Source organism: Gilvimarinus sp. 2_MG-2023 (assembly GCF_030547685.1).
In the GTDB taxonomy this organism is placed as follows: Bacteria; Pseudomonadota; Gammaproteobacteria; order Pseudomonadales; family Cellvibrionaceae; genus Gilvimarinus.
In genome coordinates this window covers 1-21,863 of the sequence record NZ_JAUOQM010000047.1, presented here as the reverse complement: position 1 = coordinate 21,863, position 21,863 = coordinate 1, and the positions used below count along the sequence as shown (strand labels likewise).

Genomic DNA, 21,863 nt, shown 5'->3' with positions numbered 1-21,863 from the left:
GGCTCAATTGACAAACGCCTCCTATCCCCTTACATTGCGCGCCACGATATAGGTGCCTGCTGCCTGGCGTTGCCAGAGTTGAGTAGGGTAAACGGGAAGACCGGACAATCCGGCGCTGCCCCCGCAACGGTGATCAAGCCACGCTTGTAAGCCCGATACCGGCCTGTATCCGAACCGTGATGGAGCGGAGGGCTACCATCTGGCAATACGCACGTCTATCGGCCAAGCGCCAAGCGCCGCATTGCTATTCCTCCCTCGATCCCAAGTCCAATTTGCTTAGGGGTTGAACCTTGAAAAAAACCATTTTAACGGCCGCCATTTTGGCCGCTTCCGGGGCGACAGCTGCCCAAACATCCGACAATAGTGCTGATATTCACGCCTTACTACCCAGCCTGGAAACCATGGTGGTGATTAGCTCGCGTCAAGAGCAACCAATGCGCGAAGTAGCCACTTCGATCGCCGTATTGGACGAGAGTCAAATTAAAGCGCGCGGTTTTACCGCTCTGGCCGATGCACTGCGCGCCATGCCGTCGGTTTCCATTACCAATACCGGAGGGATGGGAAGTCCTACCTCCATTCGGGTTCGCGGTGAGTCCGGCTACCGCACCATGGTGCGAATCGATGGGGTGGATGTAACCGACCCAACCGGACCGCAAGCCAGCGCTCAGCTGCAACATATTATGAGTGCCGATGTGGCACGGGTAGAATTGTTGCGCGGCCCACAGGGGCTTATGTACGGCGCCGATGCCGGTGGTGTACTCAATGTCGCAACCACTTCCGCGCAAGAGGATATGCAGATAAAAGTCTCTGCCGAGGGCGGTAGTTACGACAGCCAGCGCTACAATGCCAGTGTCGGTGGTCAAGGTGAGACATTAGATTATTTTATCGGTGCCTCTTATGTGGACACCGATGGCTTTAGCGCCAGTACTAACGATGAAATTCTGTTAGATAACGACGGCTACGAGAACACCACGCTGCACGCCCGAGTGGGTTGGGATATCAGTCAAGCGCTGCGTGTAGAGGCTGTTGTGCGCGACACCGATGCGACCAATGAATTCGATCGCTGTAGCTGGCCCTATCAGGACGATTGTGTGGGCGATTTCGAGCAAACTAATACAAGAGTTAGTGCTACGTACCAAACCGATCGTTTCAGCAACGAGCTGGCTTATTCCAATACCGATGTCGCGCGAATCAATCACGCCGAAGGTGTGGTTTCTTACGATACACAAGGCGAAATCGAAAAGCTGGAGTGGTTGGGTAGTGCCAAGCTTAATGAAGCGCACACCCTGGCCTATGGCCTTGAGCAGCGCGAAGACACCGTGCTGGAATTAAACCGAGACCAATGGGGCGCATTTGCCGAGTATCAGGGCAAGTTTGCCAACAATGTGTACTTAACCGCCGGGGTACGGCGCGACGATAGCGATGACTTTGGCGACTACGATACCTATCGCATTAGCGGTGCCTACGTGTTGGATCTCGCTGCCGGTTCACTAAAATTTAAAACCAGTTATGGCACCGGCTTTAGAGCGCCGAGTTTGTTTGAAATTGACTATAATCGCCAGCAAAGCAACCCTGACTTAGTGCCGCTTACCCCAGAGGAAAGTGCAGGCTGGGATGCTGGTGTTGAGTACTACGCCAATAGCGGTTTGCACCTGGAAGTGGTGTATTTTGATCAAACCATCGAGCGTGAAATTGAATGGAACGGTGGTTACGTGCAAAGCGTGGGCGAAAGCACCTCACAAGGGGTTGAAGTCGCATTGGATTTCCCTTTGGCTGACTGGGCGGTCGTCAATGCGAACTATACCTATACCGACGCCAAAACCGCCGAGGGTTCTGTGCGCGCACGCCAGCCCGAAAATATGGCCAACGTGGGACTGACACTACAGCCACTACAAGGGCTGACTGCATCGTTCAATCTGCGCAACGCCGAGGGCACGCAAGATCGCTTTGGCAATCCCATTGCCAGCTACCAAGTATTGGATGCCAGCATTCGCTATGCGGTAAGTGCCGGTTTGAGTGTGTATGTGCGCGGCGAGAATATTACCGATCAAGACTATGTTGAGGTGCCCGATTATCGCACCGCCGGTGCCTCGGCGTATGCGGGTGTCGAGGTCAGCTTTTAAACGAAAAATATAACTGTTAGGAATCACCATGACCGAAGAGCAGAGCAAAAACGAACGTCATAAAAAAGCCATGGAAAAACAAAAAGCCAAGGTCGATGCCCGCATCGAGCAGGCCGATACCGAGCGCGGTGTGGCTATTTTGTTGACGGGCAACGGCAAAGGAAAGTCCAGCTCGGCTTTCGGTATGGTAATGCGCGCGCTGGGCTATGGTCACAAGGTGGGTGTGGTCCAGTTTATTAAAGGCGCGCAGCTTTCGGGCGAAGAATTGTATGTGAAAAACCAGTGCCCACAAGTCTTTTTATATCAAATGGGCACCGGCTTTACCTGGAATACGCAAGATCGCAGTGGCGATATTCGCGAGGCGGAAAACACCTGGCGAGAAGCCGAGAAATTGTTAAACGACGAGTCGGTTGATCTGGTCATACTGGATGAGCTGACCTACATGATTGCCTACAAGTATCTGGACGAAGCGCGGATACTGACGGCAATCAAAAACCGGCCGCGCGAACAGAGCGTGGTGGTTACCGGCCGCGGTGGCGGCAGCGCCCTGCAAGAGCTGGTCGACACGGTGTCGGAAGTTAAAGATATTAAACACGCGTTTAAAGCCGGTATTAAAGCGCGTCAGGGCGTCGATTACTGATGTCCGCCAGATGCTGACCATGGGGCCCTCGTCATGACATGCTTGATGGTGCAGGGTACAACCTCCGACGCTGGCAAGAGCACTTTGGTGGCAGGTTTGGCACGCCTGTTAAAACGGCGCGGGGTCAATGTTGCGCCTTTTAAACCGCAAAATATGGCGCTTAACAGTGCCGTTACCGAAGGCGGTGGTGAAATTGGCCGTGCTCAAGCGTTGCAAGCCATTGCCGCCGGCGTGGCGGCGCATACCGATATGAACCCCGTCTTGCTAAAACCATCCTCTGATGTCGGGGCTCAGGTTATTATTCACGGCCAGGCCATCGGCAATATGCAAGCGTTGGATTATCACGCCTACAAAAGTACTGCGCGCGAAGCGGTGCTGGAGTCTTTTGCGCGCCTGCAAAGTCAGCATCAGTGTGTCTTGGTTGAAGGCGCGGGCAGCCCGGCCGAGGTTAACTTGCGCGAGAACGACATTGCCAATATGGGTTTTGCCGAAGCGGCTGATTGCCCGGTGATCATCATCGCCGATATCGATAAAGGTGGTGTCTTCGCGCATTTGGTGGGAACGCTGGAATTACTGTCGCCCAGCGAACGGGCGCGTGTGCAAGGGTTTGTGATTAACCGTTTTCGCGGTGATATCGCCCTGTTGCAGTCCGGTCTCGACTGGCTCGAAAACTACACCGGCAAACCGGTGCTGGGCGTCGTACCGTATTTGCACGATTTGTATTTAGATGCGGAAGACGCCATCCATTCGCAACAACAAAATCAATCGGCGCTATTAAATGTGGTGGTGCCGGTACTGCCCCGCATTAGTAACCATACCGATTTCGATGCTTTACGATTGCACCCGCAGGTCAACTTACAATATGTCAGTGTTAGTGAGGCATTGCCGCCATGTGATTTGGTTATTCTGCCCGGCAGCAAAAACGTGCGCGCAGACATGCAAGCGCTGTTCGAACAGAACTGGCAAACTAAGTTACAACGCCATCTGCGCTACGGGGGCAAGCTGTTGGGTATCTGTGGCGGTTTGCAAATGTTGGGTAAGACGATTAACGACCCCGAGGGTGTAGAAGATACACCTGGGCAGGTTGAAGGCTTGGGCTTTTTAGAGTTCACCACTGTATTGCAATCTGAAAAAATACTGAAAAATGTACGTGGCCAATTTACCTTGGCCGGCGCAAGCGCAGCGTACACAGGCTATGAAATTCATTGTGGAGTTTCTATGGGCGCCGCATTAGCGCAAGGCCCTTTCACAGTTGAGGATGCCGCCTTGGGCTCCGATATAGCCACTCGCCACGAGGGTGCACTGAGTGCCGACGGTCAAATATTAGCGACCTATATTCACGGCTTGTTTGATCACCCGCAAGCTTTGCAGCAACTTCTGTTATGGGCCGGGGATACGTCTTGTGAGTGGCGCGCATTCGATTTGGCCGCACACCGGCATACACAATTAGAGCGCCTGGCTGATACCTTAGAGGTGCATCTTAATGAGCAGTGGCTGGCGCAGTTGGGAGAAAACGAAGATGTCTGATCCTCGAAAACGGCGCCGGCATATCACCTGGATTGTATTGAATCTGCTGTTCGGTACCAGCTTTATAGCGGCTATCGCCTTGGGCTCGGTGGCACTGTCAGTTACCGATATTACCTCCGCGCTTCTCGGTCTGGATCGCACCGGATTCGCCCGCGATATTGTGCTGAATATCCGCTTACCACGCGCTATTTTAGCGGCCACGGTAGGGGCTGTATTGGCCGTGTGTGGCACCTATTTACAAGGTATGTTTCGCAACCCATTGGCCGACCCGTCGCTCATTGGCGTGACCGCTGGTGCCTCGGTTGGTGCTAGTGTGGCGATTATTTTGGGCGGCGGTGCTATTGCCGGTGGGCTGTCACTGGTATCTCTGGGCGCTTTTGTCGGAGGCTTGGTATCGGTGTGGTTGGTCTATCGAGTGGCCACCGGGGTGAACGGGACCTCGGTCGCTACCATGTTATTAATGGGTATTGCCGTGAGCGCACTGGCAGCCAGCATGACGGGGTTAATGGATTATTTAGCGGACAACGAAAGTTTGCGCCGCATGAGCTTGTGGCGCATGGGCGGACTGGACGGCGCCAATGGCTCGCGCGCATTGGTTATGCTGTTTATTCTGGCGCTTATGTTGGTGGCTATGTCGCGTACCAGTCACGCATTAAATACATTACTGCTGGGCGAGTCGCAAGCGCGGCACTTGGGCGTTCATGTCGGGCGTTTAAAAAACCAATTGATTGTCTGGGTTGCGTTGGGTGTGGGCGTCTCTGTGGCCGTGGCCGGTAGTATTGGATTTGTGGGGCTGGTGGTGCCGCATATGTTACGTCTGTGCGTGGGGCCTGATCACCGTACGCTGGTGCCTATGTCGGCACTGGGTGGGGCCAGTTTACTTCTGCTGGCCGATACATTGGCTCGGGTTGTATTGTCTCCAACTGAGTTGCCGGTCGGCTTGGTAACGGCGTTAATTGGTGCACCGTTTTTTGTGTTTTTACTGTTGCGCCACCGGGAGTTAATTCGATGAGCCTGCTTCGAATAACAAACCTCAGTGTGGAAATTAACCACAAGCCATTGTTGCAGCCTTTAAGTCTAACCGTAACCGCAGGCGAGGTCGTCTCTATTATTGGCCCCAATGGTGCGGGAAAAACCACTTTTTTGCGTGCAATTAGCGGCGATATTGCGGCGACGAGTGGCAGTGTTTATCTGGAGCAAACACCGCTGCAGCAAATTGCTCCGCGTACGAGAGCACGTCAAATGGCGGTACTGTCTCAACATAATGCGTTAGAGTTTGCGTTTACCGGGTTTGAGGTTGTCGCCATGTCGCGCAGCCCTCACAGTACCGGTTCGGTGTTGGACTTAGAAATTTGTCACGCTGCTATGGCGGCAATGGATGTGACTCATCTTGCCGAGCGTTTGTACCCCACCTTATCCGGTGGTGAACAACAGCGCCTGCATCTGGCGCGAGTACTGGCGCAAATATGGCGCGAAGAGGACGCCGGCCAACGTTTGCTCTTACTGGATGAGCCGGTTACCAGTCTCGACCTCGGCCATCAACATCAGCTTATGGCTGCCATACGCCGCTTTGCCGCTACCGGGGTTAGCGTGCTGATGACCGTGCATGACATTACTCTCGCCGCAGCATACAGCGATCGTATTCTGGTGCTGAATAACGGTCACAATGTCGCCTGCGGAGCCCCGCAAATGGTGTTAACTCAAGCCTTGGTGGAGGAGGTGTTTGCCATGCCGGTGTATATACTGCCGCATCCGCAAACCGGGGCTCCCATTGTGGTGGGCAAGACTGCGTCAGAAGAGCCCCCATGCGATTAATTTTAGGTGGCGCGCGCAGCGGTAAAAGTCGCTTCGCCGAGCAATCGATAATGGCGCAGGTGCAAGAGCCTTCAAATCTCTATTATGTGGCCACCGCCGCCGCTGGCGACAAAGAAATGCAAGCGCGTATTACCCAGCATCAGCAAGATCGTGGCCCGAGTTGGCACACACGGGAAGTGTCCACGGCGTTGGCGGCCACTTTATCTGGCATCGGCGATACCAATAATCAAGTACTGGTGGACTGCCTAACCCTTTGGATCAGTAATTGTTTACACGCTGGATGTTGGCCACAAGAGCGGGATTTACTCTTGCAAGAAATCGACAGGCAGCTTGCCCAAGGGCGCAGTCCGAATTGGACCTTTGTTAGCAACGAAGTGGGCTCTGGCATTGTACCGTTGGGGCAATTGTCGCGTGATTTTGTCGATGCCAGTGGCTGGTTGCACCAAGCTCTGGCCGAGCGCTGCCAACAGGTCACTTTGGTAGTGGCGGGTCTGCCATTAAGTTTAAAGGGTGAGTTATGAACACCGATTGGCTCCATCAGGCCGCGCAAACCATTGATGCACAAAGCACCCAAGCGGCGCTGAAGCGTCAGGCTTGCCTTACCAAGCCGCCCGGTTCCCTAGGGCAATTGGAATCTTTAGCGGTGCGCTTTGCCGGTATGCAGGGCCGAGCGATTGCCCGCATGGAGCAGATAACCTTGCGCGTATTTGCCGCCGACCACGGTGTGGCGGCGCAAGGAGTATCGGCGTTTCCACAGTCGGTTACCGCGCAAATGGTGGAAAATTTTTGTCAGGGTGGGGCGGCTATTTGCGTGTTGGCGCAATCGCTGGGGGCCGATTTTAAAGTGGTTAACTTAGGTTGCGTGCGCGAAATTAACGACCGAGTCGGTTTGGTCAATACGCCTATTGCACCGGCCACACAAGATTTTAGTCAAACCTGCGCCATGAGCGATAGCCAATTGGCCACCGCGCTTAGTGCCGGTCGCGGGCAAGTGGTGTGCGATGCCGATCTTTTTATTGGTGGGGAAATGGGCATTGGCAACACCACGGCGGCCAGTGCGTTATTGGCGGCGCTGTTTGAATTGCCCAGTGAATCGATTGTCGGGCGCGGCACCGGGGTGGACGATGCCGCCTTACAGAAAAAATGCGAGCTTATCGATCGTGCTCTTGCCTTACACTCAGGCAAATGCAACGACCCGTTAGCGTTACTCGGGGCTCTGGGCGGGTTCGAAATCGCCGCCTTAGTCGGTGCCTACATTCGTTGTGCACAGATCGGTGTACCTGTCTTGGTCGATGGGTTTATTACCACCGCCGCCGCTGCTGTGGCACTGAATATTAACCCCAGTATTCAACCTTGGCTGGTGTATTCACATCTATCTAACGAGTCTGGCCATCAAACCGTATTGGCTACACTCGATGCGACACCGATTTTATCGCTCGATATGCGCTTGGGTGAAGGTAGCGGCGCGGCACTGGCCGCCGGTGTTATTCGCCAGGCATTGTTGCTGCACGCTTCTATGGCAACTTTTGCCGAGGCGGGTGTTGCTGGTGCAGATTGACCTCTTAAGGCACGGTGCCTGTAACGGTGGGCATATTTTCCGCGGCTCTATCGATGTGCCGCTGAGCGAGCAGGGCTGGCAGCAAATGTCCACAGGCTTGCAGAGCCTGCAAGGGCCCTGGCAATCAATTATTAGCTCGCCATCGATTCGCTGCCAAAATTTCGCCCGCACTGTCGCAGAGGCACATGGGTGCGAGCTAACGTTGGATGAACAATTGCGAGAAATACATTTTGGCGATTGGGAGGGGCAACCGGTTGAGCAGGTGTGGCGCGAACAAGAGAGTTTGTGTCTGGCTTGGTCGCGTGCGCCTGACCAAGTAACACCGCCTAACGGCGAGCCCTACAGCGCATTTAAAGCGCGGGTGTTAACGGCCATTGCCAGACTCAGCGATACCTATGGTGCGAGTGATAAGGTGTTAATAGTGACCCACGGCGGGGTGATTAAAAGTTTACTGAATGTCGCACGCGGAGAAGCGCCTGCCGACATGATGCAACTTAATATCGATTATGGTTTTAGTGCATCGCTCTGTATGAACGGGCCTGAATTTAACCGCGAGAGTGTTCGTATTATCGCCCCTGAGGAAGAAAGCTATGTCTATCGTGCCTAAGCTTGCCCCCTGGTTGCAGGCATTTTTGTATGCTGTGGTTTTTTTAACGCGCTTGCCGGTTGCCCGTTGGTTGCAAAAACCCGATGCACAAGTTATCGCGCGTGCTGTGTATTTTTACCCACTGGTAGGTGTGCTCTTAGGGGTTCTTCTCGTGTTGTTTGCCTATGCCATTGCGGGTTTGGGTGTGTGGTTGGCCGCAGCGCTGACCATTGCGGCATGGGTTGTGTTGACCGGCGCACTGCATCTGGATGGCTTGGCCGATTGCATGGACGCCTACTACGCCGGCCATAAAATTATCGACCCTACCCAAAAGCGCGAGCGTATTTTGCAAGTGATGCACGATCCAGCCTGCGGCGCGGTGGCGTTGGTAGCGTTAGTGCTACTACTGTTAACCAAGGTCGTTGCCCTGGCCAGCTTATGGCAGCAGGGCACTTCATTGGCCCTATTGCTGGTGGTGCCGTTTCTGGCACGAGTGACGATTTTACCTTTTATGGCCCTGGCCGATTACGCCCGGGACTCAAACCAATCCAGCCCTGCAACCGAACCCGGCACTGGCATCTTGTGGTTGGTGGCTCTTTGTTATCTGGCGCCGATGGTGATGGGCTTTTCTGTGTTCACCAGTTTCGTATTGCTCGGCGCGCTGGCGGCGCTACTGATTTATTGGTGGCGCTTTTGGTTTACCCAAATAGGCGGTTACACCGGAGATTGTTTGGGCGCGTTAGTCGAGTTAAGCGAACTGTTGTTATTAATATTGCTGGTGGCGATTTTTTAATGCCGAGCCTTCGCGCAATCAGTGAACTAATGAACGGTGGCTTGTTGCTCTGTTTGTGTGTACTGGCCGGTTTGCTGCTCGATCGTTTACTGGGCGAGCCTAAATATGGTCATCCATTAGTGGGGTTTGGCCGTATTGCCACGTGGTTGGAGACCCGCCTCAATCAACCGATTAATTCCAGAGTCAGTTCTAGACTTAACGCCACTATCGCTGTCAAAGCGCTTGGTTTATTGGCGTTTTTGTTGGCCACCGTGCCGTGGTTATTGCTTGCCAGTTGGTTGTGGTGGGGCTTGGATTTACACTGGCTGTGGCGCTGTCTGATCGGCAGTGTTGCGGTGTACTTAGCGGTGGGCTGGCAATCGTTGGAGTTGCACGTGCAGGCGATAGTCACTGCGTTAGAGCGAGGTCAATTGCCGCAAGCGCAGAAGGCCACCGGCCTGATTGTCAGTCGCGACTGCGAGTCCCTCAGCGAAGAGGGCGTCGTGCGCGCAGCGACAGAATCACTGCTGGAAAATACTTCCGATGCGGTTATTGCGCCTTTATTTTGGTTTGCCGTGGCCGGTGTGCCGGGCATTGTTTTATATCGTTTGAGCAATACGCTCGATGCCATGTGGGGTTATCGCAATTCCCGATTTGTTCACTTCGGTTGGGCCGCTGCTCGTTTTGACGATGGTTTGAATTTTATTCCCGCGCGCATAAGTGCTTTAGCATTAATAGTAGGCGCGCTTTCTTTGCGCGGCTTTGCTGTGTGGCGTCAATGTGCCTGCTACTGGTCGAGCCCTAACGCCGGGCCGGTGCTGGCCGCAGGTGCGGGCAGTTTAGGTATTGTGCTCGGTGGCGGCGCTTCGTATCACGGCGTGTGGCAAAATAAACCGGCAACGCCGGGCAACGCGGCCACACTTAACGATCTGCCAAGGGCGATCGTATTAACTCGCCGGGCGGTTATTATCAGCGCGCTTGCGTTATTGTTGGCGAGCTTATTATGGCGCGGGTGTTGCTCATGAGAACTCAGGCCGAAGACTCTACAGATGCAAGCCTAGAGCCGAAGCAAGCCATTCAGACACCGCGCCACGGTGGTGATTTGGCATACGCCACCAACCGCTTCGGCCAGCCTCGCGACGGTTGGCAGGACCTTTCTACCGGTATCAGCCCCTGGCCCTATCCCTTGCCGGCACTGCCGCCCCAGTATTGGCACCATTTGCCTACGGATAATCGCGACCTCTTGGCCGCAGCAGCGCGTTACTATGGTATCGCGGCACAATTTATAACGCCGCTACCCGGCAGTCAGGTGGCCATTGCTCAATTGCCTGAATTATTTCAACCCGCCGTGGTGGCAGTGCCTGCACTCGGCTATTCAGAACACCACATACAGTGGTGTCGGGTGGGGCACAAGGTGCGTCTGTACTCTACCCTGGATGAGTGTGAACACTGGATACTGACCGGTCAGGTAAATCATGTGGTGGTGATTAACCCTAACAACCCCAGCGGTGAATCAGTTCCGGCGCAACGATTGCAAAATTGGGCCGAGTGGCTCAGCGGTGCACTGGTGGTGGACGAAGCTTTTACCGACTGCGATACCCTCCACACGATGGTGCCGTTTGTTACCTCGCAGACTAACGTCTGGGTACTGCGCTCCCTGGGAAAATTTTTTGGCTTGGCCGGAGCCAGGCTCGGTTTTTTAATCGGTGCCCAGCCGGAGAAAATTCAGCGCGCACTGGACCCCTGGGCCGTGAGTGGGCCCGCGCTTTGGGCCGGCGCTCAAGCCCTGCAAGATAGCCAATGGCAAGACGCTCAGCGTCTGCGAATTAAACACAACAGTGAGAGACTGTACACACTGCTGCGCCAGACGTTACCCGGTGCGATTACGTTGCACAATGGCGGCCTGTTTGTCACCTTATGCACAACGGATGCTCAGGCAAAAGTGATTTTGCGGGCATTGTACGAGCATCTGGCAAAGGCGGGGATCTTTACTCGCTGGGGGTATGAGTCGGACGATGCGCTGCCGGCCTGGTTGCGGCTCGGCCTACCCGCGGATGACGGTGCGCGCTTGCAGTTGGCTTTAGAGTGTTTTATTTAAGCGAAACACCAAATTGCAAAAATACAATGAGCTGGCAACCGCCAGAATTACAAAGTGGAGAGTGATAAATAATATGCTAAACATTAGCGCAAAAAAAACCTGTGCACTTTGGTTTGTGCTCATGCTATTACCTGTTAAAGCCCTCGGCCAAACCCCTGAGGCGTCGCCGGAAAATACAGAGAACAGCATCAGTGTGCAAGATGCGCGCGGGCAATGGGTGACACTCGAGCGCCCGGCGCAGCGCGTGGTGGCTCTGGCGCCGCATATTGTGGAAAACGTTTACGCCGCCGGCGGCGGTGACAAGCTAGTGGCGGCGGTCAGTCACAGTGATTATCCCGCCGAGGCAAGCGAGTTGCTCCAGGTGGGCAGTTACAAAGTGGTCAATTACGAACAGATTTTGGCGTTAAAACCGGATTTGGTGATTAGCTGGGCGTCGGGTAATGGTGAGGCCGTGGCGGCGCAGTTAGAGCGTTTGGGCGTTACCGTGTATGTCGATGAGCTGCGCAGCTTGCAAGATATTGCCCGCGAGGTACGCGTTTTAGGTGAGCTATTGGGTACTCGCGAGCAGGCCAACAAGACGGTGGATCAATGGCAAGAACGTTTGGCGCAACTTGAACAAAACTACCGCGCCACCGAGCCGGTTAGCGTGTTGTACCAAGTGTGGAACGACCCACTACAAACCCTTAATGGCGAACACCTAGTCAGCGATGTTATTCGTTTGTGTGGTGGTCGCAACGCTTTTGCCGATGCGGTTTCTATTGCCCCCAAAATTAATATCGAGTCGGTGATTGCACGCGATCCGCAAGCGATTGTAGCCAGTGGCATGGGCGAGGAAAGGCCCGAGTGGTTGGACGAGTGGCGGTTTTACCCGACGTTGCAGTCGGTACAAAATAAACACTTATTTTTTGTGCCGCCCGATATTATTCAGCGCCACACTCTGCGCATACTCGACGGCGCTGAACTTATGTGTCGGCACCTGCAAACGGTGCGGCAACCCGGCTAACGCATTGACTGAATGTTATTAGGCCGTTTGCGGCCGGCAGACCCAAACGGCCAATGCAATCACAGCGCCGCCTATTAGTAAGCGCGGCCAGTCGGCACTCTGTTGCCAAAACAATATATTGACCAAAATACCGGCGGGTATTAGCAAGTTGTTCATACTTGCCAGCTGACCAGTATTAACACGTTTGCTGGCCATGGCCCAGGCCAAATAGCCAAAGCCCGAGGCGCCTAAACCGAGCCAAATCAATACCAGCCATTCGGTAAGGTTATTGGGCACTTTTTGCCAGTCGGCAAACAATACACTGCCCAAGCCCGACACCAAGGTCGCGCCCAAAAAGAAACAGGCGAAGGTTTGTACTTGCAGTTTGGCGTCGGCAATGGGCAGCCTTCGGTAGGCCACCTGGCCCAATGCAAAACATAAATTGGCCGCTTGAATCAGGCAAAATCCGGTAATGGCATCGGCGCTGATATTTTGATAACGAATAATAAGCGCACCCATTACTGCCAGAGCCGAGCCCAACCACCAGCGCATTGGCAAATGGCGTTTGCCCAGTAGAACCTCATCGATTAAGGTAATCCAAAGCGGGGTGAAAATGGTAAACAAGAGCACTTCGGCTACGCTCAGGTAGGAAAAAGCGTGATAGAGAAACTGATAGGTCACGCCGACCTGTACCGCACCTATAAAGGTCAATGCCAAAAGTTGCTTGCCGGGAAGTTGGTGCGGCTTAAAAAATGGTAGCAGCACTAAAAAAGCCAAGAACACGCGAATAAACACCGCTAGGTAACTGTCCACCTGGCCGCTTAAATAGACACCAATTAGCGAAAAACTAAACGCCCAAATAAGAGTGACGATACACAGCACCACAATGGGCGATGGTCGAAAACGGATTATCATACTTGGTAGGCCTGCGCATAAAAGCGGGTAGTTTACCACGGGAGCACTATGCACCAGTCTATTGTTGGTTATCACCAAGACGAAGAAAACCACTGGGTCGCAGAACTGGCCTGTGGTCACAACCAGCATGTGCGCCATAAACCGCCCTGGGTAGTGCGGCACTGGGTGACCACCGAAATGGGGCGAGCGGCCATGTTGGGCACTCAGCTCGACTGTAAATTGTGCGATCAGGCTGTATTGCGTTAAGTTGCTTGCCTCATGAAATTGGCGGCAGTATTCTTTATTTTATGTTGTCTTGCTTATACGGTTTTATCTATGTCTAACGTTGTCCCGTTTAAACGGCCTAGCCCCAAACAAAAGCACAAAGGGAAAACGCTCTGCCGCAGCGGTTTTCATAAGTGGGAAGTGGTGACCGGCCAACAGTTTGATGTGAAGCAGGGCAAGCTTGTAACTCGCTATCAGTGCAAGCGTTGCGGTAAAGAAAAGGTAGAGGCACACTAGGTCGCTAGGGTGGATGCCATTGTGATTGTGTTATGAGTCAGTGGCAATACGGTTGGCTTTAGTCTTTGTAGGCTCTGAAACATTCAAGTTGTTTGAACTATTCCTTTGGTGAGTACGACTTACGTTCGATACTTATTTACTAGGGGAATAGCATGAAATCAACTTGTACAATTGCGCTCGGAGTGATGCTCGTCACGCTAACCGTGAGTACACAGGCTGCCCGCTTTGAAGGCTGGGGGATCAGTATGATGGATCAGCGGGCTGTCTCACCGGAGCCGGTGATGAAAGTCGTATCCAGTAACGGCCAGAGTTACGATCAGGTGGATAATTCACCGCTGAACTTTGTGATGCAGGCCAAAGGTCGGTGTGAGAATTTGCACTGGGTGAAGTGGGGACGACTTCAGGTACAGAATAAGACCTCCAATAAGATTCACTATAGTAAGGAGGTGATCTCCAGCGCCAACATAAATCAAAAGACGTGGTCGAACTCCTGGAAAACAGTGAGTCTCACCTTTAATCCCGATACAGTCTTAAAGCAACAAGCGGCAGAAGCTTGCAATCAGGAGTTGAATAAGCGTATACAGCAAGGTGGCAACAAACTGACGATTATGAAACAGGGTTTCTCGGTACTCATGCATAAAACCGTAAGCCAGTTCAATTTTACCTGCCGAGGTCCTTCGCCGTTAGCCAATCATCCGAAAAGCGTCAATGATAGTCACCCTGTCCGTGTGAGCTGTGGGTCCTTTACACCAAAAACGGCTGTGATCAATCCAGCAACCATGCCCAAGTTTGCTCTTAAGGGCGTAGATATATCCATGAATAAAACTAATTACCAAGGGGTGTGTCCGGCCGAACTGCCAGTAAAGGCGGTTGTGACTGCAAACCCCATGGGGGGTAAATTTCAGTACCGTTTTATTAAAAATGGACAACCTGAACACCATTGGAAGGAATATACACTAGCCAAAAATCAAACGCAGGCACATCTCAATCACAGCTTAAGTATTAAGCAAGAGTCGGCACAATCAAACACTAGTTTAAACAAAAAGATACAGCAACCCGGCCAGTCACAGGTGAATCAACCACTGCAACAAGTACCGTTGCGCTCAGTGAGTATTGAGGTCAAGAGGCCTGGTCAACAACTGTCTGATATTCAGCAGTTTCAGGCTACCTGCGCAGAGCCGAAGATGGTTCAAGCGACTTATAACCCGAGCACGCAATTGCCCGATCTCGCTTCACGGGTGGGATTTACCTTGGGTACGGTATCGGCACCTTGGGGCGGACACATTAAGGTCGCTGCGAACGATGCAGTTGAGAGCAGTATGCGTGGTTGCAAGTTTCGTTTTAAATACGATGTAATAAATATAGGAAGTGCCGATAGCGCACCTTCAGTTCAGCGCTTGAGTGGAGGCGGAGCCTTGCATACTGCCTCTAATTTTACAGTTTCCAAAGGTAGCTCGCGTAATGTTAGCGGTCATGTCCTGTTGAAGCCTGGCCAACATGTGTTGGTTGCCAGCTTAGACCATACAAAGCAGATATCTGAAATCAAAGAAAATAATAATCTGTATCGTGTGCGTGTGACCGTCGACCAAAATTGTAGCGGTGCCGCTGAGAGTGGGATGCTGAGACAGCACACACAAACGACAGCGTTTGCGCTCTAGTGATAGGTTCAGCCGATTAATCAAAAAGGGTGCAGGGCACCCTTTTTGATTGGCTAATATAGATGGGTTTGATTTAGGTGCTGTAGTGCCAGTTGCCGTGCACATACGGCAATTTTTTGTTGTAAGTCTTCGGTCAATGATCTGGCGACCTATTAGGTGGGGGCATACGCTGAGGTAGAGTTCCCGGAGTATACGAACGAGACTTTAAGCTCGTGTTTGCTTTTACCGGTTGAAGTGTTGAGTGGCGGTGGCAATGTAGGTGTGTAGTGAACGGTGAGATATGGAACAAAAATAAGGGACAGTGGCCGCGCTGCGACCACTGTTTAGCGCAATTAGTGCTCGTGACCACCGGCACCGTGGGCGTGGCCGTGCTCTTGCTCTTCAGAGGTCGCTTCGCGCACATCGGTGATTTCCACATCAAAGGTCAGGTCTACGCCCGCCAGTGGGTGGTTGGCATCAACGGTAACATTGTCGCCGTCGACGGCGGCGATGCTAACAACCTGAGTGCCTTGTTCAGTTTGGGCGTGGAACTCCATGCCGACTTCGATTTTCTCAACGCCGGTGAACATGCTAGCGGGGAGCTCTTGCATCATTTCGTCGTTGCGCTCGCCGTAGGCTTCAGCCGCTGGAACGTCTACTTTTAACTTGTCGCCAACTTGCTTGCCAACCAGTTCTTTTTCCAAACCTGGAATGATGTTGCTTGCACCATGCAGGTAAGCCAGAGGCTCGCGGCCGTCAGAAGAATCAAGTACCTTGCCTTCTTTGTCGGTGAGCGTGTAGTGAAAACTGGCAACGCAGTTGTCGGAAATATTCATAATGTGTGCCTTTGCTGGGTGAATGTCTGTTGAATTAGAGTGAGCGTATCACTCAAAGGCCGAAATTGTTTCACCGTCAACTTCGGATTCGTGAATGTAAATGGTGTAGACCTTGCTCCCTTCTTCCTGCTGCATTCTTACCAGAAGATAGTCGTACTTGGGAGCCATCCAAGCGTAAGTGATGCGATCGTCGTCTTCGCGAGATCGTTTGATTTTTACAGTGTCTACTTTGCCGAGCGGAGTTTCAAGGGTTTCCTCGGCCACAACCTCGAATTGGTAGTGCTTAAGGCGGCCGCCATCGGCAATATCGTAGGCCAGATTCTCGGTTTTTCCTGCAATCAGGTCATGTTGCAGCTGAATTTGAAAGCTGAGTTTATCCAGTACCCCTGGTTCTATAGTCATTTTCCAAGGTTTGTCTTGAACATTATTGGTGACTTTGCCTGTCTCCCAGTCAAAATCCAGTTTGGCGCTGCGGTCGCGGCCCAGCCCCGAGCGCTCATAGGTGTAACTCGTGGGGCGCAATCGTTCGGGCGTGGGCCAATCAAAATGGCTGATTTCTTCGATACTGGCTACGAATGAATCGGCAAAAAAGCGCAACTTATGGCCAGAATCAGTCGGGGTCAGCTCGTGGGTAACGGTGATACCAATGCCGTAAGCACGGGCCCGATAGATATTTTTAAACTGTTTGGGCGGTGTCGCTTGGTTTGCAGTTTCGGTGTCAGGCTGCTCTTGTTCTGGGGCGTTAGCGGTCACCGCGACGGGCAATAGGCTCAGGCCCAGAACAAAAAGTGTGGGTATCAGTCGCATAGCATCCCTATTTAAACGTTATTGGTCCTTACTTGGTACCCGCTTGCGGGCAAAGGTTCACCCTTAAGTACAGCGGCATTGTTGTGCATGCGAAGTGTGCCCTCAGCAAACCACTTAACCGCCATGGGGTAAATAACGTGTTCTTGGGCTTGCACACGGCTCGCCAGAGTACTGGCATCATCTTCTTTTAATACGGGAACGACGGCTTGAATGGCAGCCGGTCCACCGTCGAGCTCGGCGGTCACAAAGTGAACCGTTACCCCGTGTTCACTGTCGCCCGCATCCAGGGCGCGCTGGTGAGTGTTCAAACCTTGGTATTTAGGCAGTAGGGACGGGTGAATGTTTAACATGCGCCCCAGATAATGCTGAGCAAAATCAGGGGTGAGAATGCGCATAAAGCCTGCCAGTACCACCAGCTGTGGCTCAAAACCGTCGATGCGTTGCGCCAGGGCGCTGTCAAAGGCTTCGCGGCTGGCAAAGCCTTTGTGATCCAGGGTGATGGCCTCAATACCGGCATTAGTCGCGCGCTCCAAACCTTTGACGCCCGGGCGGTTACTGATAACTGCGGCAATCTCGATGGGCAGCTCGCCTGCTTTTTGTCCGTCTATCAACGCTTGCAAGTTGCTGCCGCTGCCGGAAATGAGCACCACGACACGCAAGGGTGACGCCGAACTCATAGGCTAAGACCTTGCAGCTCGACTTGTTCTTCACCGTCGCTGGCCTCACTGATCACACCGACCTTTAAGGCGGTTTCACCGGCGTTGGTCAACAGGGTAATGGCTTCATCGGCGCGCTCAGCTGGCACGGCTAGAATCATGCCTACACCACAGTTAAAGGTGCGGTACATTTCGGTAGGCTCGACGTTACCAGCCTTTTGCAGCCACTGAAACACCGGTGGCAGTTGCCACGCCGTAGTGTCAATCACTGCTTTGGCGTTATCGGGTAATACGCGGGGTATATTTTCCAGTAGCCCGCCGCCGGTAATGTGTGACAGGGCGTGCACCGGCAGAGTTTTGATTAATTCCAGCAAGGGCTTAACGTAAATGCGGGTAGGGGCCATAAGCGCTTCGGCCAGGGTAACACCGCCGCAATCTTGTTGTAGGTCGGCGTTGGATACTTCGATGATTTTACGGATCAGTGAGTAGCCGTTGGAGTGCGGGCCGTTAGAGGTCAGGCCAATCAGCACATCGCCTGTGGCCACTTTGCTGCCGTCGATAATTTCGCTTTTTTCCACCACGCCGACACAAAAACCGGCCAGGTCGTAATCTTCGCCTTCGTACATGCCGGGCATTTCGGCGGTTTCCCCACCGACTAGCGCGCAGCCAGACTGTGCGCAGCCCTCGCCAATACCGGTGACCACATCGGCGGCCACATCCACATTGAGCTTGCCCGTGGCGTAGTAGTCGAGGAAAAACAGCGGCTCGGCCCCGGCCACGATCAGGTCGTTGACGCACATGCCAACCAGGTCGATACCAATAGTGTCGTGTTTACCCAGATCCATCGCTAAGCGAAGTTTGGTGCCGACACCGTCGGTGCCAGAGACCAGTACCGGCTGGCGATAGCCTTCGGGCAGTTCACACAGAGCGCCAAAGCCGCCGAGGCCCGCCATAACTTCTGGCCGGCGGGTGCGCTTGGCCACACCTTTGATACGTTCAACTAAGTCATTACCCGCGTCGATATCGACACCGGCATCTTTGTAACTGAGGGAGGTAGGGGTGTTTTCGCTCATGCGTTGACAGATTCCGTACTGGGCCCGGTCGCAGGTTCGGGCGGGTTGATCTCAAAGGCGCGTATTCTACCGGAAAAGTGCGGCAATTACTTCCGTTAATACGCCGAGATTCAACGGCACTTATAAGAGTGGGTACCCGAGTGGTCTAGGCGGTTATTTCTATCACTCTCAGCCGTCACACAAGCGTCTTGGGCAAGGCGCGCGAGCGCAGGTTGGGTGGTCCAATTCAAGTGAGCGAACTAGTGTCGTGTCTGCGGCCTCTCCCCGAGGCAAGTGATAAATGCCAGCCCTGCTGCCGCCCGGTCATTAAAGATGCCAAGGGCTGTTGCAGAGTGTCCTGGCGCAGTACGCGAGCATGGGCAGGTAGCGTCATTGAGCCTGTGAGTGCCCGCCGGCGCCCGAATGGAAAAAATATTCGGTTTGGGCAGTCAAAAATCAGTTCAATCGGTTGGCAGGTTGTTGCAGGCTTCAGGGCACTAAGCAAGTTGTACCACTGAGGTTGGGTAAAATGGCTATTGGCCGCTTCACAGATAATCATCACTGGCCGGGCTTGGGTGTATAAAATGGCTTGCAGTTGCCCGGCTATATCTCTGGGGCAGAGTGGTTCGATGCGGTAATTGTCCACTCTGGGCAGTAATCGCTGCTTGCAGGCCGCCCGTTCTGGCCGGTCTAACTCCCACCACTGAAAGCGTGGCCACTCGGCTTGTTGGCTCAAGCGATGAAACCGTGTGTTCAACCCGGCCTCAAGGGCAATAAAGGTTGCGCTCGGGTGGCGCCGGATAAACTCTAGGCAGCGCTGGTCGTACCAAAGGCTGCGGGTAATTTGCGTTTTCTGGGCGCGCACTCGGTGAGTGCTTGTCGGCAGGCGCTCCCACAGCTCGCGCGCCGCCTTATCGTAAAGTCGCAACTCGGGCCACAGGTGGTCGGCCATGGCATGGCTGTACAGGGCGGAGGTGAAGTCGGCGGGAAGCTTAGTTTGGGTTATTGTGTTTTGCATAGCGAATGGCCAAAGAAACGGCGTAACCGGTAATGTATTCATAAGGATTGCCAATGCAAGGCAACACCTCGCTGTTTTGCATGGAGTTGAGCGTCTCGGTGGTGACTTTGCGAGCTAGTGGCACCGAGCCAAAGCGCTGGGTTAGATACTTCTGTAATTTGGGTTCGTAATGTCGCAATTGCACAGCTAGAGCATCCATGGGTCAGTCGCGCCTTGGTGGTAAGAGAAAACAACATTAACGCAAATGATAATTATTATCGAATAGGTTTTAATAATTAAGCTGGGCAGATTGATTGTTTTACGCAAGACAACTTCGGCGCGGTGGTTCTCAATTCGGCCAAACGCGGCCGAGTCGGAACAGGAAAGGGCGCAAAGGCAATATTTGCCTGTTACAATGCGCCACTTTCATCATTTTGGATGTCGACACACTGTGACACTGTACCCCCGATTTTTGACACTGGCCTTACTGACCTTTCTTATCGTTGCGCCCGCTGGCGCCGATCAAACCGTTGAATTGTATCGCGCGCAAGAGCTGGTTAAATCGCAATCAGCCGCGCAGCGTGCGGCGGCCGCCAAGCACGCCTTAGAGCGGGTGGTGGTACGAGTTTCGGGCTCCTTAGAAAGTTTGCAATCACCGGCTATTAAAGCGGCATTAACCAACGCGCAAGAGTACGTTTATGAGTACAGCTACGCCGCCAGTGATGAAACCCTAGAGTCGATCAGTGGTGAGAGCATCCCCGCTTCGGCGTTAAACCTTAAGTTCTCCGCCGCACTGATCGAACAGCTATTGCGCGAAGCCGGGCTGCCTTACTGGCCGGCCAACCGTCCTAATGTGTTGATCTGGGCTGTTGCCAATGAGGGCGATGGACTGCAGCTGGTTACCGATCCCGACGCTTGGCAGCAGGTGCGTGAGCAAGCACAGTTGCGTGGGCTACCGGTGACCTCACCGGTGTTTGACTTGGAAGATCACCTGGCTATGTCAGAACAAACGCTTTGGCAGCTCGATAGCAGCCAAATTCGCCAAGCCTCTGAGCGCTATAGCGCTGATGCCATTATCGCCCTACGTTACAGTGAATTGTCCGATGGCCGCTACCGGGGTAATTGGCAATTGCTGCACGGCGAAGGTGATGTCATGTTTGATGGGCAAGCCGATGCCCCTGGCGATTTATTGCAGCAAGCAGTGGATACCATCGCCGATCGTTTTGCCAATATTTACGCTATTCGCCCCAGCGAAAGTGGCTCAGCAAGTATTGCCATGTTTATTGCCAACGCCAACAGTTTTGCCGATTTTAAACGAATTGAATCTTATTTAAATTCACTCGCGGTGGTGCGGCGGGTAGAAATGCATCAAGTCTCCTCTCAGGGGCTTACGCTTAAATTATTTACCGATGGTGATGTAACTCAATTGGAAAACACCTTGGCGCTGAAAAAAATGTTATTGCCTGTCAGCGGCACCAGTCTTAGCGGCAATCGCTACCAAGTGCGCGGTTCATTGTTAAGACCTTTGCGTTATCGTTTACAACAATCGCTTACCCAAGGGGGGGAGCAATGAGTAGTGCTCCGCAACAATTATCCCTGGGAGTTAGCCTTAAAGACGACTCCACCTTTGCCAACTTTTTTGCGCCTGAGCACTCGGTAAATCGGCAAATCGTCGACTGTTTAAAAAAACAAGTCGACGGCGGCGGTGAGCAGTTTGTCTACTTGTGGGGTAGCTCTGGGGCCGGCCTGACACACTTATTACAGGCGAGTTGTCACTACGCCGAGTCGCGCCAGTTAAATGTTCAGTACTTGCCGTTAAGCGATGTGATGGGCTTTGCCCCGGAAGCACTGCTCGAAGGGCTAGAGCATATGGACTTAGTGTGCCTGGATGGCCTGGACGATATTGCCGGGCTAGCCAATTGGGAGTTGGCTTTGTTTAACCTGTATAACGCTCTGCGCGATTCGGGTAAATTGTTGTTAGTGGCCGCCACGCAAAACCCGCGCACCTTGGGCGTGCAGCTGGCCGACTTGCAATCGCGCTTTCAGTGGGGAGTAGTGTACGCGGTCGACACCCTAAACGACGAAGAAAAAATGCTAGCGCTGAGTAAACGCGCCAAAGAACGGGGGCTAGAGTTATCGGAAGAGGTGGCCAGCTATATCGTGCAACGCGTACCGCGCGATATGAATCAATTGTTTTGCTGTCTGCACAAACTCGACCACGCCTCACTGGCCGAACAACGCAAACTGACCATTCCGTTTGTTAAAAAGACGTTGGGTGTTTAGAGTTGGGGTGGAACGCGGAAAGTATAGCGCGGAACGTGGAACGCTGAAGGCAGAACGTGGAACGCAGAACGCAGAACG

24 protein-coding genes and 1 riboswitch are annotated in these 21,863 nt (G+C 53.2%); of the genes, 17 read left to right on the top strand and 7 right to left on the bottom strand.

What is annotated here, in order from left to right:
- Positions 1–33: 33 nt before the first annotated feature.
- Positions 34–182: riboswitch (cobalamin riboswitch) on the top strand.
- Between the two features lie 108 nt (positions 183–290).
- The 12 genes from Q4526_RS11350 (at position 291) to Q4526_RS11295 (ending at position 12,122) form a co-directional block, all read left to right on the top strand.
- Positions 291–2,123: a TonB-dependent siderophore receptor gene (locus Q4526_RS11350; RefSeq protein ID WP_215977197.1), complete on the top strand. Its 1,833-nt coding sequence runs from the start codon at positions 291–293 to the stop codon at positions 2,121–2,123.
- A 28-nt stretch (positions 2,124–2,151) separates the two neighbouring features.
- Complete coding sequence (gene cobO / locus Q4526_RS11345) at positions 2,152–2,763, top strand: cob(I)yrinic acid a,c-diamide adenosyltransferase (RefSeq protein WP_215977196.1); 612 nt, start codon at positions 2,152–2,154, stop codon at positions 2,761–2,763.
- Between the two features lie 33 nt (positions 2,764–2,796).
- The gene (locus Q4526_RS11340) at positions 2,797–4,290 is read left to right on the top strand and encodes a cobyric acid synthase (RefSeq protein WP_215977195.1); all 1,494 of its coding nucleotides are present in this window, start codon (positions 2,797–2,799) and stop codon (positions 4,288–4,290) included.
- Positions 4,283–5,302, top strand: a complete 1,020-nt coding sequence (locus Q4526_RS11335; protein WP_215977194.1) for an iron ABC transporter permease — start codon at positions 4,283–4,285, stop codon at positions 5,300–5,302. Before Q4526_RS11340 ends, Q4526_RS11335 begins: the two co-directional genes overlap by 8 nt.
- Complete coding sequence (locus Q4526_RS11330) at positions 5,299–6,105, top strand: heme ABC transporter ATP-binding protein (RefSeq protein ID WP_215977193.1); 807 nt, start codon at positions 5,299–5,301, stop codon at positions 6,103–6,105. Before Q4526_RS11335 ends, Q4526_RS11330 begins: the two co-directional genes overlap by 4 nt.
- A complete protein-coding gene (cobU, locus tag Q4526_RS11325; RefSeq protein ID WP_215977192.1) occupies positions 6,096–6,626 on the top strand; it encodes a bifunctional adenosylcobinamide kinase/adenosylcobinamide-phosphate guanylyltransferase in 531 nt (176 codons plus the stop codon). Before Q4526_RS11330 ends, cobU begins: the two co-directional genes overlap by 10 nt.
- A complete protein-coding gene (gene cobT, locus Q4526_RS11320; protein ID WP_215977191.1) occupies positions 6,623–7,663 on the top strand; it encodes a nicotinate-nucleotide--dimethylbenzimidazole phosphoribosyltransferase in 1,041 nt (346 codons plus the stop codon). Before cobU ends, cobT begins: the two co-directional genes overlap by 4 nt.
- A complete protein-coding gene (locus Q4526_RS11315; RefSeq protein WP_215977190.1) occupies positions 7,653–8,270 on the top strand; it encodes a histidine phosphatase family protein in 618 nt (205 codons plus the stop codon). The genes cobT and Q4526_RS11315 overlap by 11 nt, the downstream gene beginning before the upstream one ends.
- Positions 8,254–9,042 (top strand): adenosylcobinamide-GDP ribazoletransferase, encoded by a 789-nt coding sequence (locus Q4526_RS11310; RefSeq protein ID WP_215977189.1) that lies wholly within the window; start codon positions 8,254–8,256, stop codon positions 9,040–9,042. Before Q4526_RS11315 ends, Q4526_RS11310 begins: the two co-directional genes overlap by 17 nt.
- Entirely contained in the window at positions 9,042–10,046 is a 1,005-nt protein-coding gene (gene cbiB, locus Q4526_RS11305) for an adenosylcobinamide-phosphate synthase CbiB (protein WP_303609638.1), read from the top strand. The genes Q4526_RS11310 and cbiB overlap by 1 nt, the downstream gene beginning before the upstream one ends.
- The gene (locus Q4526_RS11300) at positions 10,043–11,119 is read left to right on the top strand and encodes a threonine-phosphate decarboxylase (RefSeq protein WP_215977188.1); all 1,077 of its coding nucleotides are present in this window, start codon (positions 10,043–10,045) and stop codon (positions 11,117–11,119) included. Before cbiB ends, Q4526_RS11300 begins: the two co-directional genes overlap by 4 nt.
- 121 nt (positions 11,120–11,240) lie before the next feature.
- On the top strand, positions 11,241–12,122 hold the full coding sequence (locus Q4526_RS11295; protein ID WP_215977187.1) for a cobalamin-binding protein: 882 nt from the start codon (positions 11,241–11,243) through the stop codon (positions 12,120–12,122).
- An 18-nt stretch (positions 12,123–12,140) separates the two neighbouring features.
- Here Q4526_RS11295 and Q4526_RS11290 read toward each other — a convergent pair whose 3' ends face one another.
- On the bottom strand, positions 12,141–13,016 hold the full coding sequence (locus tag Q4526_RS11290) for an EamA family transporter (protein WP_215977186.1): 876 nt from the start codon (positions 13,014–13,016) through the stop codon (positions 12,141–12,143).
- 48 nt (positions 13,017–13,064) lie between these two features.
- Here Q4526_RS11290 and Q4526_RS11285 point away from each other — a divergent pair, with 48 nt between their 5' ends.
- The 3 genes from Q4526_RS11285 to Q4526_RS11275 all read left to right on the top strand — a co-directional run bounded on the left by Q4526_RS11285 (position 13,065) and on the right by Q4526_RS11275 (position 15,175).
- Positions 13,065–13,262, top strand: a complete 198-nt coding sequence (locus Q4526_RS11285; RefSeq protein WP_215977185.1) for a DUF3565 domain-containing protein — start codon at positions 13,065–13,067, stop codon at positions 13,260–13,262.
- 69 nt (positions 13,263–13,331) lie between these two features.
- Positions 13,332–13,517, top strand: a complete 186-nt coding sequence (locus Q4526_RS11280) for a hypothetical protein (protein ID WP_215977184.1) — start codon at positions 13,332–13,334, stop codon at positions 13,515–13,517.
- A gap of 245 nt (positions 13,518–13,762) precedes the next feature.
- Complete coding sequence (locus tag Q4526_RS11275; RefSeq protein WP_303609637.1) at positions 13,763–15,175, top strand: CARDB domain-containing protein; 1,413 nt, start codon at positions 13,763–13,765, stop codon at positions 15,173–15,175.
- Between the two features lie 332 nt (positions 15,176–15,507).
- On the opposite strand, the gene Q4526_RS11270 is transcribed toward Q4526_RS11275, so the two are convergent.
- From Q4526_RS11270 to Q4526_RS11245, 6 genes are all read right to left on the bottom strand, one after another.
- Entirely contained in the window at positions 15,508–15,990 is a 483-nt protein-coding gene (locus Q4526_RS11270) for a peptidylprolyl isomerase (protein WP_303604644.1), read from the bottom strand.
- 48 nt (positions 15,991–16,038) lie between these two features.
- On the bottom strand, positions 16,039–16,797 hold the full coding sequence (locus Q4526_RS11265) for a DUF3108 domain-containing protein (protein ID WP_215977182.1): 759 nt from the start codon (positions 16,795–16,797) through the stop codon (positions 16,039–16,041).
- An 11-nt stretch (positions 16,798–16,808) separates the two neighbouring features.
- Positions 16,809–17,474: a phosphoribosylglycinamide formyltransferase gene (gene purN / locus Q4526_RS11260; protein WP_215977181.1), complete on the bottom strand. Its 666-nt coding sequence runs from the start codon at positions 17,472–17,474 to the stop codon at positions 16,809–16,811.
- Positions 17,471–18,526 (bottom strand): phosphoribosylformylglycinamidine cyclo-ligase, encoded by a 1,056-nt coding sequence (gene purM, locus Q4526_RS11255; RefSeq protein WP_215977180.1) that lies wholly within the window; start codon positions 18,524–18,526, stop codon positions 17,471–17,473. The genes purN and purM overlap by 4 nt, the downstream gene beginning before the upstream one ends.
- A 226-nt stretch (positions 18,527–18,752) precedes the next feature.
- Entirely contained in the window at positions 18,753–19,523 is a 771-nt protein-coding gene (locus tag Q4526_RS11250; protein ID WP_215977179.1) for a class I SAM-dependent methyltransferase, read from the bottom strand.
- Entirely contained in the window at positions 19,498–19,722 is a 225-nt protein-coding gene (locus tag Q4526_RS11245) for a hypothetical protein (protein WP_215977178.1), read from the bottom strand. The genes Q4526_RS11250 and Q4526_RS11245 overlap by 26 nt, the downstream gene beginning before the upstream one ends.
- 231 nt (positions 19,723–19,953) lie before the next feature.
- Between Q4526_RS11245 and Q4526_RS11240 the strand changes: the two genes are divergently transcribed.
- Together Q4526_RS11240 and hda are read left to right on the top strand one after the other, a co-directional pair.
- Positions 19,954–21,075: a DUF2066 domain-containing protein gene (locus Q4526_RS11240; RefSeq protein ID WP_215977177.1), complete on the top strand. Its 1,122-nt coding sequence runs from the start codon at positions 19,954–19,956 to the stop codon at positions 21,073–21,075.
- Positions 21,072–21,785: a DnaA regulatory inactivator Hda gene (gene hda, locus Q4526_RS11235; RefSeq protein WP_215977176.1), complete on the top strand. Its 714-nt coding sequence runs from the start codon at positions 21,072–21,074 to the stop codon at positions 21,783–21,785. Before Q4526_RS11240 ends, hda begins: the two co-directional genes overlap by 4 nt.
- The last annotated feature ends 78 nt before the right edge of the window (positions 21,786–21,863 follow it).

What these genes read in the sequence shown, in the direction of transcription:
- cbiB (WP_303609638.1), top strand. Translation starts at nt 9,042, where the DNA reads ATGCCGAGCCTTCGCGCAATCAGTGAACTAATGAACGGTGGCTTGTTG.
- Q4526_RS11270 (WP_303604644.1), bottom strand. Translation starts at nt 15,990, where the DNA reads ATGAATATTTCCGACAACTGCGTTGCCAGTTTTCACTACACGCTCACC.
- Q4526_RS11335 (WP_215977194.1), top strand. Translation starts at nt 4,283, where the DNA reads ATGTCTGATCCTCGAAAACGGCGCCGGCATATCACCTGGATTGTATTG.
- cobO (WP_215977196.1), top strand. Translation starts at nt 2,152, where the DNA reads ATGACCGAAGAGCAGAGCAAAAACGAACGTCATAAAAAAGCCATGGAA.
- Q4526_RS11330 (WP_215977193.1), top strand. Translation starts at nt 5,299, where the DNA reads ATGAGCCTGCTTCGAATAACAAACCTCAGTGTGGAAATTAACCACAAG.
- cobT (WP_215977191.1), top strand. Translation starts at nt 6,623, where the DNA reads ATGAACACCGATTGGCTCCATCAGGCCGCGCAAACCATTGATGCACAA.
- Q4526_RS11300 (WP_215977188.1), top strand. Translation starts at nt 10,043, where the DNA reads ATGAGAACTCAGGCCGAAGACTCTACAGATGCAAGCCTAGAGCCGAAG.
- Q4526_RS11275 (WP_303609637.1), top strand. Translation starts at nt 13,763, where the DNA reads ATGATGGATCAGCGGGCTGTCTCACCGGAGCCGGTGATGAAAGTCGTA.
- Q4526_RS11285 (WP_215977185.1), top strand. Translation starts at nt 13,065, where the DNA reads ATGCACCAGTCTATTGTTGGTTATCACCAAGACGAAGAAAACCACTGG.
- Q4526_RS11265 (WP_215977182.1), bottom strand. Translation starts at nt 16,797, where the DNA reads ATGCGACTGATACCCACACTTTTTGTTCTGGGCCTGAGCCTATTGCCC.
- Q4526_RS11245 (WP_215977178.1), bottom strand. Translation starts at nt 19,722, where the DNA reads ATGGATGCTCTAGCTGTGCAATTGCGACATTACGAACCCAAATTACAG.
- purN (WP_215977181.1), bottom strand. Translation starts at nt 17,474, where the DNA reads ATGAGTTCGGCGTCACCCTTGCGTGTCGTGGTGCTCATTTCCGGCAGC.
- Q4526_RS11295 (WP_215977187.1), top strand. Translation starts at nt 11,241, where the DNA reads ATGCTATTACCTGTTAAAGCCCTCGGCCAAACCCCTGAGGCGTCGCCG.
- purM (WP_215977180.1), bottom strand. Translation starts at nt 18,526, where the DNA reads ATGAGCGAAAACACCCCTACCTCCCTCAGTTACAAAGATGCCGGTGTC.
- hda (WP_215977176.1), top strand. Translation starts at nt 21,072, where the DNA reads ATGAGTAGTGCTCCGCAACAATTATCCCTGGGAGTTAGCCTTAAAGAC.
- Q4526_RS11250 (WP_215977179.1), bottom strand. Translation starts at nt 19,523, where the DNA reads ATGCAAAACACAATAACCCAAACTAAGCTTCCCGCCGACTTCACCTCC.
- cobU (WP_215977192.1), top strand. Translation starts at nt 6,096, where the DNA reads ATGCGATTAATTTTAGGTGGCGCGCGCAGCGGTAAAAGTCGCTTCGCC.
- Q4526_RS11290 (WP_215977186.1), bottom strand. Translation starts at nt 13,016, where the DNA reads ATGATAATCCGTTTTCGACCATCGCCCATTGTGGTGCTGTGTATCGTC.
- Q4526_RS11340 (WP_215977195.1), top strand. Translation starts at nt 2,797, where the DNA reads ATGACATGCTTGATGGTGCAGGGTACAACCTCCGACGCTGGCAAGAGC.
- Q4526_RS11310 (WP_215977189.1), top strand. Translation starts at nt 8,254, where the DNA reads ATGTCTATCGTGCCTAAGCTTGCCCCCTGGTTGCAGGCATTTTTGTAT.
- Q4526_RS11280 (WP_215977184.1), top strand. Translation starts at nt 13,332, where the DNA reads ATGTCTAACGTTGTCCCGTTTAAACGGCCTAGCCCCAAACAAAAGCAC.